Below are 12,435 nucleotides of genomic sequence, written 5' to 3' on the forward strand. Positions count from 1 at the left end.
CCCGGAGCCGGCCGAGCGGCCGGCCGCGAGGGGGAGACGTGGACGGGACGACGAGACGCAGGCTCGAGGGCTTGCGCCGACGCACGCACGACGGGCGGTACGTCGAGCACGACCCGGTGGTGGCGCAGCACAGCTCGGGCGCGCTGACGCTCACGGTCGACTGCACCGGCTGGGTCACCGCGGTCGAGGTCGGTCAGGACTTCCGGGAGGCCGGACCCACGCTGCCGGAGCTGGTGGCCGAGACGTACGGCGTGGCGGAGCTGCGGCGTGGCCTGGCGGCGGCCGCCACCGGCCGGGTCGACGAGGACGACCTCGCCCACGGGCGGGCCATCGCGGAGCGACGTGTGCGGGTCACCGTCAACCGCTACCCCGCCCCGGCCCGCGTCCCGGCCCTGCCGCCGCACCCGGACGAGGTCCGGACGGCGCCTGACGGACGGCGGGTCTACGAGGCGCCGGCCCCGCTCCGCGGGTCGTCCCGCGACGGTGAGCTGACCGTGCACGCGTCGTACCCGATGGGGTTCAGCCGGCTCGAGGTCGACCACGCCTGGCTCGTCCGTGCGTCGGCGTCCGACGTCCGGTACGCGCTGCGCGAGGCGTTCGCCGCGGCGTACGCCCGAGAGGAGTGGTGATGGCGCACGGAGACCCGATCCCGCCCGGAGGCGGGTTCAGCGTCGAGGCGGAGCGCCTCGTCACCGCGGCCGATCGCTGGGACACCTTGTCGACCAACATCAGCTCCGCGCAGGGGGCCATGGCGGAGGGCGCGGGCAGGCCGTTCCTGTTCGGCGCGGCCGCCGAGCTGACCGGCATCGGTCGCAAGCACATGGCCTTCAACACCACCGTGGCGGCCGCGCTGGGCGACGGCGCGGTGGCCGCGTCGCTGCTCGCCGACGGCCTGGTCGAGACAGCCAACGACTACTCCAACACCGACCAGAGCCAGGTCCCCAACTTCTCGGAGGTGCCCTGATGAGCCAGGCGTCCAACGACCCCGAGGTCTTCGCGGTGCAGATCGACGACGCGATCGACGCCGTCACCGAGGCGATCGGGCAGATGTTCGAGGACATCGCCGTCTTCATCAACGACAACCTCGACTGGATCCTCCCGCTCGTCGGGGGCGGGCTCGGCATCAGCGTCCCGGTTCTCGGGCCCCTGGCCGGGGCCGGTCTCGGCTGGCTCGCCGCGCAGGCGCTGCAGGGCGTGTTCGACGACGCCTGCACCCGCGTCAGCGAGGCCTGGGAGCAGGCGGTCGCCGACATCCGGCAGGCCATCGGGGACGTGTTCGGCGACCCCCTGCAGATGGCCGTCATCGCGGCCGGCTACCAGGACGCCCGCGACCACCTCAACGACATGTCGTTCCAGGTCACGCAGCTCGAGACCTACCTCGCCAACGACTGGACCGGCGACGGCATGGAGGCCTACAAGACGGTCGCCCAGCAGCAGAACACGGCGGCGTCGGGCGTCTCGGACCTCCTGAGCGACGCCGGCGGGCTCCTCAACGACGGGAGCACCGCGATGGTCCAGTACTGGAGCACCCAGCTGACGAGCGTCGTGCAGCTGTCGATGGACATGATGGCGGCGGCCGGCAGCTTCGCCAGCCTCGACAAGGCGACCGGGGCCTGGGTCGCCCCGACGCTCGACCTCATCGCCACGACGGTCAACGGCGTGGCCACCGTCGTCGACAACGCGGTCCAGTACTTCTCCGAGCTGGCGATCAGCTACGCCGGCGCCTGGGACGACCTCAACTCGAGCCTCGGTTCGGCCGGTCTGCCCAACGGCGAGTGGCCGCGCTTCGACCTGCTGCTCACCGACCTCAACGGGGAGTGGGAGACGGCCTGACGGGTCGCGGCCGGCGCCCGCTCACCCGGCGGCGTCGGTCCCGACCGCGGCGTCGAGGCGCGCCCGGGCGCCCTCGAGCCACTCCTGGCAGGAGCGCGCGAGCTGCTCGGCCCGCTCCCACAGCGCGAGGGACTCCTCCAGCGTCGTGCCGCCGCTCTCGAGGCGGCGCACGACCTCGATGAGCTCGTCGCGCGCCTCCTCGTAGGACTGCTCGGGAGCCTCGGTCTTCTTCTTCTCGGCCATGTCAGGACTCCTCGCCCGGCTGGGCGTCGGTGGGCGTGTCGGTGGGGACGTCGGTGAGCGGCTCGAGCCGCGTGGTCGTGGCGTGGACGCGACCGTCGGCGACGCGGACCGACACCTCGACACCGGGGGCGACCCGGGCCAACGACGTGACGACCTCGCCGGCGTCGGTCTGCAGCACCGCGTAGCCGCGCCGCAGGGTCTCCAGGGGCGAGAGGGCCTGCGCCCGGGCGCGTCCGTGGGTCACGTCGTCGGCGGCGCGGTCGAGCCGGTGGCGCAGCGTGAGCCGCGCCCGGTCGCGCAGGGCGGTGACCTCGTCACGTCGTACGTCGAGCAGGTGGCGCGGGTCGGCCATCGCGGGTCGCGAGCGCAGGGCGTCGAGCCCGGCCTGCTCCCGGCCGATGCGGTGCTCGACGGCGCGGCGGGCCCGGTCGCGGGCCTGCCCGATGCCGGCCAGCTCGTCGGCGACGTCGGGCACGACGTGCTTGGCGGCGTCGGTGGGGGTGGCCGCCCGGAAGTCGGCGACCAGGTCGAGCAGCGGGGAGTCGGGCTCGTGGCCGATGGCGGAGACCACGGGGGTGCGGACCTTGTGGACCGCCCGGAGCAGGCCCTCGTCGGAGAAGGGCAGCAGGTCCTCCACCGACCCGCCACCCCGCGCCACCACGATGACGTCGACGGTCGGGTCGCGGTCGAGCCTCTCGACGGCCTCGATCACCTCGACGGCGCTGCGGGGGCCCTGCATCGCGGCGTACGCCGTCGTGAAGCGCACCGCCGGCCAGCGGCGGCGCGCGACCTCGAGCACGTCGCGCTCGGCGGCCGACCCGGGGGAGGTGACCAGCCCGACGCACGCCGGCAGGAACGGCAGGCGCCGCTTCAGCTCGGCCGCGAAGAGGCCCTCGGCGGCCAGCAGCTGGCGCCGGCGCTCGATGCGCGCCAGCAGCTCGCCGAGCCCGACCATGCGGATGTCGCGGGCCGCCAGCGAGAGCGTGCCGCGGTTGGCGTAGTACGACGGCTTCGCGTGGATGATGACGCTCGCGCCCTCGACGAGCGGCGGGTTGAGCCCGTCGAAGAGGGTGCGGGAGCAGGTGACGGTGACCGACAGGTCGGCGACGGCGTCGCGCAGCGTCATGAAGACGGTGCTCATGCCGGGACGTCGGTTCACCTGGGCGACCTGGCCCTCGACCCACACGGCACCGAGCCGTTCGACCCAGCCGGCGATCGCGTTCGCGATCTGCCGCACCGGGGCCGGCTGCTCGGGGGAGGTCTCCAGGGCCACGCACGGGAGCCTAGGGGAGCGCGCCGACAGCGGGCGCGCACCCCGGGGCACGCGCGAGGGCTTCGGCGTACGTGGTCGCTCACCTAGACTCGGGCACCATGAGCATCGACCTGGGCACGCCGACCCTCCTGCCTCCGGGCGAGGCCGAGCGGGCGGTGCTGCTCGCGGCCCCCCGCGGCTACTGCGCGGGCGTCGACCGCGCGGTCATCACGGTCGAGAAGGCGCTCGACCTCTACGGCGCCCCGGTCTACGTGCGCAAGCAGATCGTGCACAACAAGCACGTGGTGCGCACGCTCGAGGAGCGCGGCGCGATCTTCGTCGAGGAGATCGAGGAGATCCCCGAGGGCGCCACCGTCGTCTTCTCCGCCCACGGCGTCTCGCCGATGGTGCACGCGGAGGCGGCCGAGCGCTCGCTGAAGACGATCGACGCCACCTGCCCGCTCGTGACGAAGGTGCACCACGAGGCGCGCCGCTTCGCGAACGACGGCTACCGCATCCTGCTCATCGGCCACGAGGGTCACGAGGAGGTCGAGGGCACCGCCGGCGAGGCACCCGACCACATCACCCTGGTCGAGACCCCCGCCGACGTCGACGACCTCGAGTTCCCCGAGGGCACCAAGCTGTCGTGGCTGTCGCAGACCACGCTGAGCGTCGACGAGACGATGGAGACGGTGCGCCGGCTGCGCGAGAAGTTCCCGCAGCTCGAGGACCCGCCGTCCGACGACATCTGCTACGCCACCCAGAACCGCCAGGTCGCGGTGAAGGAGATCGGCAAGGACGCCGACCTCGTCATCGTCGTGGGCTCGGCGAACTCGTCGAACTCGGTCCGGCTCGTGGAGGTCGCGCTCGAGGCCGGCGCCAAGGCGTCGTACCGGGTCGACGACGCGAGCGAGATCGAGGACGCGTGGTTCGAGGGCGTCACCACGGTGAGCGTCACCTCGGGCGCCTCGGTGCCGGAGGACCTCGTGGAGGGTGTGCTCGGCCTCCTCGCCGACCGCGGCTACCCGGACGCCCGCGCGGTGCAGACGGCCGAGGAGTCGCTCATCTTCTCCCTCCCGCCCGAGCTGCGTCGCGACCTCAAGGCCGCGGGCAAGGCCTGACGCTCCGATGGCCCGCTACCTCGACCTCCACCCCGTCGACCCCCAGCCGCGTCTCGTGGCGCAGGTGGTCGAGGCCCTCAAGGACGGTGCGCTGATCGCGTACCCGACCGACTCCGGCTACGCCCTCGGCTGCCAGCTCGGCAACCGCGACGGCAAGGACCGGATCCTCAAGATCCGCGAGCTCGACGACAAGCACCACTTCACGCTCATGTGCGCCGACTTCTCCCAGCTCGGCCACTTCGTGCACGTCTCGAACCACGCCTTCCGCAGCGTGAAGTCGGCGCTGCCGGGGCCGTACACGTTCATCCTGCCGGCCACCCGCGAGGTGCCGAAGCAGCTGATGCACCCCAAGAAGAAGACCGTCGGCGTGCGCATCCCCGACCACCCGGTGGTCTGCGCCCTCCTCGAGGGCCTCGGCGAGCCGATGCTGACGAGCACGCTGATCCTCCCCGGCGAGACCGAGCCGCGCACCATGGGCTGGGAGGTCAAGGAGGACCTCGACCACGTCGTCGAGATCGTCATCGAGGCCGGCGAGACCCCCGCCGAGCCCACCACCGTCGTCGACTGGTCCGACGACGCGCCGGAGATCGTCCGGTACGGCGCCGGCGACCCCGGGCCGTTCGAGGACTGATCGCCCGACCGCGCTGCACCCGCCGTACGGTCGCTAGGGCGTGCCGAGCTGCCGTACGTACTGACCAGGGGTGAGTCCGACGACGGACCGGAAGTCGTTGACGAGGTGCGCCTGGTCGACGTAGCCCAGGTCGCCGGCCACCTGCGCGATGCGTGCACCGGGTTGCGAGAGGAGCCGCACGACCTCCTGCAGCCGGATCCGTCGCGCCGCAGCCTTGGGTCCGATCCCGAGCGTGTTGCGCAGGGCCCGCTGGACCGCTCGCTCGCTTGCCCCGAGGTCCGCGGCCAGTCCCGGTCCGGTGCGAGAGCGGACGCTCGCGGTCAGGGCGGCCACCGTCGCGTCGGCCAGGCGCTGCTCGGACGAGAGGGGGCGTTCGGCCACGAGCCGGGCAGCCGCGTCGTCGGCGAGCCGCACCCGCTCGTCGTCGCACCGACCGCGCGCGACGTCGGCGAGGAACGCGTGCGCCCGGCGGTCGAGCTCGGGCGTCACGGCGCACGGCACGTCCACGTCCTGCGGCCTCAGGTCGCTGACCACGGCGAGGCCCGCCGGTCGGAGGCGGATGCCGAACGCCCGACCCCGACCGGTGATCGTGCGCACCCACGCGCGCCGCTGGACCGGACTCAGCACCAGTGGCGCCGGCACGCCCTCGCCGGACTCGACGCTCAGCGTGATCGCCGGCAGCTCGAGGATGCGCTGGGTCAGGGTCTCGTCGACGCCCAGGTTCCAGACGACGCTCCAGTAGGTGTCGACGACCTCGGCCGCCGCGCCCGACGGGGCGTACCAGCGGGCACCGAAGCGCGCGAGGTTGTCGGGCTCCAGCACGCCGGTGCGCTCCTCGGCGCTGATCGTGCGTTCCACCGCGGCACTGTCCATGTGGCGTGATTCTGCAAGACCCGGGACGTCGGCGCAGGCGAAGGTGGCGTCATGTCCACCACGTACCGCACCGTCTTCATCGAGGTCGCACCCGACTGCCCCGTCACCGGGGCCGAGGTGCCACCGCTCGCCGCGCGGCCCAGCATCGCGGCGCTCCAGCACCGCCTGCTGACAGAGAGGCCGTACGAGCTGACGTCCGACGACCTCCTCTTCGCCCTCCACGTCGAACGGTCCGACCTTCCCGAGGGCGTCGACCTCGTCGCCGAGCGCGATGCCTTCTTCGCCAAGGACCGCGCCTGCCTCCGGGCCTCCCCGCTCTCGAAGCGCTACGGGTGGGGCACGCACCACGACGACGAGGGCCGGGTGGCGCTCGTCGGCCTGGGCACGCCTGAGTACGACGCGCTGCGGTCCGATCCGACCGTTCGCCACCTCGTCGCGATGCGCTCGTCGCGCGCGTAGGTGAGGCGCGCGCCAGCGCTGCGCCCGACCGCGCCCGACTGCCGCGCGCACGTCGTCGTACGGCGCGCGGTTGCGGTGTCGCGCCCCGTCCGCCCGGTCGATGGCACCGCAGCGGCTGGCGTGCGGCGAGACCGGACGTCATACGGGACGTGGCGCCCGGCCCCGGGTTCGTATGACGTCCGCCCTGACGGGCCCGTCCAGCCCCACCCGCTCCGGGCGGCGTCAGTCGCGCGTCATGCGCGCTACGAGCGTCGCGGCGCACAGGGCGTAGCCGGCGGTGAGGGCGACGCTGTGAGCGACGACCGCGGTGACGACGGCCTGGGTGGCGGTGTCGTCGGGGGAGGCGATCGCACCTCGGTTGACGATCGCGAGCAGCACGAACGCGCCGAGCATCAGCAGGGGCGGCAGCACGCCGACGACGAAGAAGTCCCGCCGGTCGACCAGCACCGCGAGCCCGAGGCACAGCACGATGAAGCAGAGGTCGAAGAACAGGCCGACGGTGCCGCCCAGGAGGATGTCGAGCACCGTCACGCTGAGCAGGCCGGCGACACCCAGCACCACCACCTGGCGGCCGGGCTCGTACCCGGTCGTCCAGGGCGCGGCGAGCTGGCTCACGCGGTCAAGATAGGACGCTCCGTCAGGCGCCGCGCGCCGACGCGCCGGGGCCGGCCTCGCGGTCTTCGCGTACGTCGAGGGGGTCGGCCGTGCGCGGCAGCTCGCTGACGGCGCGGGGCGCGGGCAGGTCGTCGTCGGTGACACCGAGGTCGGCGAGCCGGCGGGCCGAGACCAGCACCCGGGTCTCGAGCGAGCCGACGGCACCGTTGAAGTGACGGGTGGCGGCGCCGAGGGAACGGCCGAGCTGGTCGAGGTGGCCGGTCCAGGTGCGCAGCCGCAGGTGCAGCTCGCGGCCGACGCGCTGGATCTCCTCCGCCTGGTCGGCGAGCGCCTCGTGGCGCCAGCCGTGGGCCACCGTGCGCAGCAGCGCGATGAGCGTGGTCGGGGTGGCGAGCACGACCTGGCGGGCGGCGGCGTGCTCCATCAACGACGGGTCGGCCTCGAGCGCGGCCGCGAGGAACGCGTCGCCGGGCACGAAGAGCACGACGAACTCGGGCGACTCCCGCAGCGCCGACCAGTAGCGCTTCGCGCCCAGGGCGTCGACGTGGGTGCGGACCTGTCGGGCGTGCCGCAGCAGGTGGGCCCGCTGCGCCTCCGCCTGCACGGCGTCGCCAGGGTCGAGCTCGGTGGCGTCGAGGAACGCGTCGAGCGGCACCTTGGCGTCGACCGCGATCGAGCGGCCCCCGGCCAGGCTCACCACCAGGTCGGGCCGCAGCGCGCCGTCGTCGAGCCGCGCCTGCTCGGTGAAGTCGCAGCGGTCGACCATGCCGGCCAGCTCGACGGCCCGCCGCAGGTGCAGCTCGCCCCAGCGGCCGCGCACCGTCGGGCGGCGCAGCGCGGTCGCCAGCGAGTGCGTCTCCCGGCGCAGCTCACCGGTCTGGGTGCGCATGTCGGCCACCTGCTGGGCCAGCTCGCCCTGCCACACGGCGCGGTCGTGGTGGAGGTCGGCCAGCTGGTCGCCCAGCCGGTCGATGCCCTCCGTGAGGCGGTCGGCCGACACGGCGCCGTCGAGCTGCCCGGGCCGCGAGCGGGCCCAGAGCACGCCGACGTACCCGCCCAGCAGTGCGCCGATCGCCAGCAGCACGACCGCGGTGACGACGTCGGTGAGGTCCATGGGCCCCACCCTGCCGGGCACCACCGACAGTGGCGGGACGGCGGTGCCCGGGGCGTGTCGTGCCCGCCCCGGGGCCGCCTCAGCCCTGCTGCGCGCCGAGCACCCGCGCGGCCTCGCGGCCGGCGCCCTCGTTCGCGACCCCGGCGCGCGACCCGGCGAGCTTCGCCCGCAGGTGCTCCGCGACGGTGATCGGGGCGTACCGGCTCTCCTCGCCCTCGGCGACGCAGGTCGGCAGGGTGGCGATGACGGCGTCGATGTTGCCGTCGTGGAAGTACGCCGCGCTGCGGCGGCGCTGGATGGAGCCGTCGACGATCGGGGGCTTCACGCGGTGCACCGTCGACATCCAGCGCTCGTTGGTCCACCGCGCCATGAGGTCGCCGAGGTTGATCAGCAGGGCGCCGTCGGCGGGCATCACGTCGTTCCACGAGCCGTCGGCGCCGAGCACCTGGAGGCCCGCGACCTGGTCGGCCCAGAGCACCGTGACGATGCCGTAGTCGGTGTGGGCGCCCATGCCGGTCAGCTCGCCGTCGAGCTCGACGGTGCCGGGCTCGAGGGCGTAGTTGTTCATGCGCAGCACGTCGACGGAGTGGTCGGTGAACGCGTCGAGGTGGCCGGGCTCGAGCCCGAGCGCGTCGGCGAAGAGGGTCGTCAGCGTGCGGGCGACACGGCCGGCCTCGTCGAAGTACGCCGACACGGCCTCCCGGAACGCCGTCGCCTCCGCGGGCCACACGTTCTCCGGGTAGTCGGCCTCCGGCAGGTCGAGGCCCGGGAAGTCCGAGACCGCGAGGCCGACGTTGAACGCCTCGAAGAAGTCGTGCATCCGGTTCGACGGCGCCACGCCCAGGCTGAGGCTCAGCGACTCCGTCTTCGGCGCCGTGTAGCCGCGGTTGACCGCCGGAGGCGTCCGGTACGTCTTCTTCACCTCCAGCGGCAGCCCGAAGAACGCGTCGAGCGCGTCGCCGAAGCCCTCGAGCACGTCGGTGGGCACGCCGTGGCCCACGACCTGCACGAAGCCGACCGTGCGGGCGGCCTCGTCGAAGGCCGCGGCGGCCGCCGCTCGCGCCTCGGGGGTGCCGGCCCCGACGTACGCGCCGATGTCGACGGTCGGCACGTGGAAGCCGTCGGCGCCGACGAGGGCGCCGCCGTTCCCGGGGGCGGCCGTGGGGGTGCTGGTGGGGGAGACGTCGGTGGTCATCGGGGTGCTCCTTCTCGCGGGGGTGAGCGGTCGGGCGGGTGGGGTCAGGGGGTGGGTACGGCGGCCAGCGCGGCCTCGACCCGCTGCCGCAGGGCCTGCTTGTCGCTCGCGTCGAGCCAGGTGGCCTCGACGGCGTTGAGGGTGAACGCACCGAGCTGCTCCGCGCCGTACCCGAGCGCGTGGGCGAGCACCCGGAAGTCGTGGGTGGGGTCGGTGCCGAACATCGGCGGGTCGTCGGAGTCGATCGTCACGCAGAGCCCGGCGTCGACCATCTCGCGGATGCGCTCGTGGGTGCCGTCGCCGCTGCCGGAGTAGCGGCCGATGTCGGAGCTCACGGGCGTGCAGTTGAACGGGATGCGCTCCTCGACGCAGCGCGCGGTGATCTCGGGGTCGTCGACGACGTGGTAGCCGTGGTCGATCCGGGAGCAGCCGAGGTCGTCGAGCAGGGTGAGCACGTGGGCGGGCGGGCCGGACTCGGAGTGCGCGGTGCGGCCCAGCCCGGCGTCCCCGGCCAGGCGGTAGGCCTCCACGAAGCCGTGCGGCGGACCGTTGACCTCGGCGTAGTCGAGGCCGATGCCGAGCACCTCGTCACGGCGGTCGGCGATCACCTGTTCCACCAGCCGGCGGGCCTCGGCGCCGCTGCGCTCGCGGTTGATCCCGATGACCAGGCCGAACCCGATGCCGGTGTCGGTCTCCGCGTCGCGCGCGCCGGCGATGACGCCGTCGAGCAGCCGGGAGTAGGGCACGCCCTCGTGGCCCGGCGGGCTGAGCTGGATCTCGCGGTAGAGCACCCCGTGGGCCGCGCCGCCCGCGGTGAGCGACTCGTAGGTGACGCGGTGCAGGTCGTCGAGGTCGCGCACGACGGAGCCGACGACGTCGAGCACGCGGAGGAACTCGCCGAGGTCCTCGTAGCTGTCGTGGTCGTAGAGGTCGTCGGCGGTGCGGCCGCCGAGGTCGACGCGGTGCTTGCGGGCCAGGTCGACGACGGTCGCGGGTGCGACGGTGCCGAGCAGGTGGCAGTGGAGGCTGACCTTCGGCAGCGCCGCCACGAGGGCGTCGATCACCGGGTCGGCGGGGGTCGGGGTCGAGTAGGCGAAGCCGGTCATCGGGCGGTGACCTCCGGGTGCGGTGAGAAGTCGCTACGATCAGCGGCAGTCGCCATCCCGGCGAGGGCGTCACGCGGGCGCTGATAAGTCATGACGATCATTGTGCCTCGATCTGATCGAACAGATGTGTCAGGAGTGTGACGGTTGAGCGATCTCCCCGTAACGGGTCCCGCCCTCCCGGCCGCGGTGCCGACCAGCGAGAGCGACATCGCCGCCCGCATCGGCCTCCGCATCAAGGAGCTCCGCGACAAGCAGGGGTTATCGATGCGTGCCCTCGCCGCGGTGGCCGGCGTCAGCCAGCCGTTCCTCAGCCAGCTCGAGCGCGGGCAGAGCGCGCCGTCGATGGTGACGACCTACCGCCTCGCGTCCGCGCTCGGCGTCTCGCCCGGCGAGCTGCTGCCCGTCGTGGCCGGGGAGCCGGCCGACCCCGTCGTGCTGGTCCCGGCCGGCAGCGGCCGTCTCATCCCCGTCTCCGACCGCCCGGACAGCGCGGTCGGGCGCGCCCTGAGGTTCCAGGACGACTCCCCGCTGCAGGTCGTCGAGTACGTCGTGGGCCCGGGCGAGCACCTCACGACCTGGTTCGAGGCGGTCGGCGAGACCGGGGTGTACGTCGTCAGCGGCCGCCTCGCGGTCGAGGTCGACGGCGGCGCGGTGCACCGGCTCGGGCCCCGCGACTTCCTCGCCTTCCCCACGGGCACACGGGAGCGCTGGAGCGTCGAGGGCGACGAGCCGGTGCACCTGCTGCTCAGCGTCGCGATGCCGTCGGGGGACTGACGACCGCCGGCGTGCCGGCACCCGGGCCGAGGCGCGCCCGTTCCCGCACCGCCGCGTGGTTGACCACCCCGGCGTTCGAGCCCGCGACCTTCGCGCGCACGTGCTCGTCCACCGTCACGGGCGAGTAGCGCGCCGGGTGGGCGTCGTCGACGCAGCCCGGCAGGGGAGCGACGACGGCGTCCGCGTCCGCGTCGTGGAAGTACGCCGCCGAGCGCCGCCGTCGGATCGTGCCGTCGACGACCGGCGGCCGCACGCGGTGCAGCGTCGACGACCACCGGTCGTTGGTGAGCCGAGCGGTGAGGTCGCCGAGGTTCACGAGCAGCGCCCCGTCGGCGGGCATGACGTCGTGCCACGTGCCGTCGGCCGCGAGCACCTGCAGGCCCGCGACCCGGTCGGCCCACAGCACGGTGAGCAGGCCGTAGTCGGTGTGCTCGCCCATGCCCCGCAGGTCGCCGTCGAGGTGCACCGCCGTGCCCTCGTCGAGCGCGTAGTTGATGAGCCGCATGACGCTGATCGGGTGCCGGTCCAGGGCCGCGAGCTCACCACGGTCGAGCCCGAGGGCGTCCTCGAACAGCGCGACCAGGGTGCGGGCCACACGCTCGGCCTCGCCGAGGTAGCGCTCGACCGCCTCGCGCCAGCCGGGCAGGTCCGGCCACACGCTCGGGGCGTAGTGCTCGCCGTACGACGCGTGGTCGGCCACCGCCGCGACCCCCGAGGACGCCGGGTAGTCCGCGAGGCCGCGGCCCACGCCGTACGCCTCGAAGAAGTCGTTCATCATGTCGGCCGGCTGGACGCCGAGGCTGAGGCTCTGCGCCTCGGTGCGCGGCGGCACGTAGCCGCGGTTCTCCTCCGGGGGCCGGCGCAGCGCCCGCTTGTCGGCGTCGGGGAGGGCGAAGAACTGGTCCAGGGCGGCGACGAGGCCGGCGACGACCTCGTCGGGCACGCCGTGGCCGACGAGCTGGAGGAAGCCGACCTCGGTGCAGGCGCGGTCGATGGCGGCGACCACCTCGGCGTGCGGGCGGGCGAGGTCGACGACGGGGACGGCGAACGGGGTGGGGGACACGGAGCTCTCCTCGGGAGTCGGGACACGGATCCGCTCTGAGGTGTCCGTGTCCCGGGAGGCCCGCCCCGTGCGCGGGTGCGGGAGCCCGTCGTGTCCGTTGGAACTAGAGCGCTGCCCCCGACCCTAGGCGGGCGGGGGCAGCGGTGGGTGACGTGC

15 protein-coding genes are annotated in these 12,435 nt (G+C 73.8%); 7 read left to right on the top strand and 8 right to left on the bottom strand.

The features are described 5' to 3' along the window. The first annotated feature begins 71 nt into the window (after positions 1-71). From K329_RS0107965 to K329_RS0107975, 3 genes are read left to right on the top strand one after another with little or no spacing between them, the layout of a single operon-like run. Complete coding sequence (locus K329_RS0107965) at positions 72-629, top strand: hypothetical protein (RefSeq protein WP_028472622.1); 558 nt, start codon at positions 72-74, stop codon at positions 627-629. Next, entirely contained in the window at positions 629-964 is a 336-nt protein-coding gene (locus tag K329_RS0107970; protein ID WP_028472623.1) for a hypothetical protein, read from the top strand. The genes K329_RS0107965 and K329_RS0107970 overlap by 1 nt, the downstream gene beginning before the upstream one ends. Beyond that, positions 964-1,833 carry a WXG100 family type VII secretion target gene (locus K329_RS0107975; protein WP_028472624.1) on the top strand — a complete coding sequence of 290 codons (870 nt, stop codon included), beginning with the start codon at positions 964-966 and terminating at the stop codon, positions 1,831-1,833. Before K329_RS0107970 ends, K329_RS0107975 begins: the two co-directional genes overlap by 1 nt. Positions 1,834-1,854: 21 nt before the next feature. On the opposite strand, the gene K329_RS0107980 is transcribed toward K329_RS0107975, so the two are convergent. Further along, a complete protein-coding gene (locus K329_RS0107980) occupies positions 1,855-2,076 on the bottom strand; it encodes an exodeoxyribonuclease VII small subunit (RefSeq protein WP_028472625.1) in 222 nt (73 codons plus the stop codon). 1 nt (position 2,077) lies between these two features. Continuing rightward, positions 2,078-3,349, bottom strand: coding sequence for an exodeoxyribonuclease VII large subunit (gene xseA, locus K329_RS0107985; protein ID WP_028472626.1), 1,272 nt, complete (start codon positions 3,347-3,349; stop codon positions 2,078-2,080). 98 nt (positions 3,350-3,447) lie between these two features. On the opposite strand from xseA, the gene K329_RS0107990 reads away from it, so the two are divergent. Together K329_RS0107990 and K329_RS0107995 are read left to right on the top strand one after the other, a co-directional pair. Further along, the gene (locus K329_RS0107990) at positions 3,448-4,449 is read left to right on the top strand and encodes a 4-hydroxy-3-methylbut-2-enyl diphosphate reductase (RefSeq protein WP_043642556.1); all 1,002 of its coding nucleotides are present in this window, start codon (positions 3,448-3,450) and stop codon (positions 4,447-4,449) included. A gap of 7 nt (positions 4,450-4,456) precedes the next feature. Further along, positions 4,457-5,080, top strand: coding sequence for an L-threonylcarbamoyladenylate synthase (locus K329_RS0107995; RefSeq protein WP_028472628.1), 624 nt, complete (start codon positions 4,457-4,459; stop codon positions 5,078-5,080). A 33-nt stretch (positions 5,081-5,113) separates the two neighbouring features. Here the strand turns inward: K329_RS0107995 and K329_RS0108000 are convergent, their stop codons facing one another. Then, on the bottom strand, positions 5,114-5,953 hold the full coding sequence (locus K329_RS0108000) for a helix-turn-helix domain-containing protein (protein ID WP_052336548.1): 840 nt from the start codon (positions 5,951-5,953) through the stop codon (positions 5,114-5,116). A 51-nt stretch (positions 5,954-6,004) separates the two neighbouring features. On the opposite strand from K329_RS0108000, the gene K329_RS0108005 reads away from it, so the two are divergent. Beyond that, positions 6,005-6,412, top strand: a complete 408-nt coding sequence (locus K329_RS0108005; RefSeq protein ID WP_028472630.1) for a DUF6157 family protein — start codon at positions 6,005-6,007, stop codon at positions 6,410-6,412. 222 nt (positions 6,413-6,634) lie between these two features. Here the strand turns inward: K329_RS0108005 and K329_RS25460 are convergent, their stop codons facing one another. The 4 genes from K329_RS25460 to add form a co-directional block, all read right to left on the bottom strand. Further along, positions 6,635-7,027: a DUF6542 domain-containing protein gene (locus tag K329_RS25460; protein ID WP_052336549.1), complete on the bottom strand. Its 393-nt coding sequence runs from the start codon at positions 7,025-7,027 to the stop codon at positions 6,635-6,637. 22 nt (positions 7,028-7,049) lie between these two features. After that, entirely contained in the window at positions 7,050-8,141 is a 1,092-nt protein-coding gene (locus K329_RS25465; RefSeq protein ID WP_052336550.1) for a DNA recombination protein RmuC, read from the bottom strand. A gap of 79 nt (positions 8,142-8,220) precedes the next feature. Continuing rightward, positions 8,221-9,336 carry an isopenicillin N synthase family dioxygenase gene (locus K329_RS31890; protein ID WP_084541105.1) on the bottom strand — a complete coding sequence of 372 codons (1,116 nt, stop codon included), beginning with the start codon at positions 9,334-9,336 and terminating at the stop codon, positions 8,221-8,223. Positions 9,337-9,380: 44 nt separating this feature from the next. Beyond that, complete coding sequence (gene add / locus K329_RS0108025; RefSeq protein ID WP_052336551.1) at positions 9,381-10,442, bottom strand: adenosine deaminase; 1,062 nt, start codon at positions 10,440-10,442, stop codon at positions 9,381-9,383. A 144-nt stretch (positions 10,443-10,586) separates the two neighbouring features. Here add and K329_RS0108030 point away from each other — a divergent pair, with 144 nt between their 5' ends. Next, on the top strand, positions 10,587-11,216 hold the full coding sequence (locus K329_RS0108030) for a helix-turn-helix domain-containing protein (RefSeq protein WP_211225774.1): 630 nt from the start codon (positions 10,587-10,589) through the stop codon (positions 11,214-11,216). Here K329_RS0108030 and K329_RS25470 read toward each other — a convergent pair. Further along, positions 11,188-12,279: an isopenicillin N synthase family dioxygenase gene (locus tag K329_RS25470; RefSeq protein ID WP_052336552.1), complete on the bottom strand. Its 1,092-nt coding sequence runs from the start codon at positions 12,277-12,279 to the stop codon at positions 11,188-11,190. The two genes, K329_RS0108030 and K329_RS25470, sit on opposite strands and share 29 nt — an antisense overlap. Positions 12,280-12,435 lie beyond the last annotated feature (156 nt).

Source organism: Nocardioides alkalitolerans DSM 16699, from assembly GCF_000426525.1.
Lineage (GTDB): Bacteria > Actinomycetota > Actinomycetes > Propionibacteriales > Nocardioidaceae > Nocardioides > Nocardioides alkalitolerans.

Coding starts and splice junctions, on each gene's coding strand:
- K329_RS0107970 (WP_028472623.1), top strand. CDS start 629: ATGGCGCACGGAGACCCGATCCCGCCCGGAGGCGGGTTCAGCGTCGAG.
- K329_RS0107975 (WP_028472624.1), top strand. CDS start 964: ATGAGCCAGGCGTCCAACGACCCCGAGGTCTTCGCGGTGCAGATCGAC.
- K329_RS0107980 (WP_028472625.1), bottom strand. CDS start 2,076: ATGGCCGAGAAGAAGAAGACCGAGGCTCCCGAGCAGTCCTACGAGGAG.
- K329_RS0107990 (WP_043642556.1), top strand. CDS start 3,448: ATGAGCATCGACCTGGGCACGCCGACCCTCCTGCCTCCGGGCGAGGCC.
- K329_RS0107995 (WP_028472628.1), top strand. CDS start 4,457: ATGGCCCGCTACCTCGACCTCCACCCCGTCGACCCCCAGCCGCGTCTC.
- K329_RS0108000 (WP_052336548.1), bottom strand. CDS start 5,953: ATGGACAGTGCCGCGGTGGAACGCACGATCAGCGCCGAGGAGCGCACC.
- K329_RS0108005 (WP_028472630.1), top strand. CDS start 6,005: ATGTCCACCACGTACCGCACCGTCTTCATCGAGGTCGCACCCGACTGC.
- K329_RS25465 (WP_052336550.1), bottom strand. CDS start 8,141: ATGGACCTCACCGACGTCGTCACCGCGGTCGTGCTGCTGGCGATCGGC.
- K329_RS31890 (WP_084541105.1), bottom strand. CDS start 9,336: ATGACCACCGACGTCTCCCCCACCAGCACCCCCACGGCCGCCCCCGGG.
- add (WP_052336551.1), bottom strand. CDS start 10,442: ATGACCGGCTTCGCCTACTCGACCCCGACCCCCGCCGACCCGGTGATC.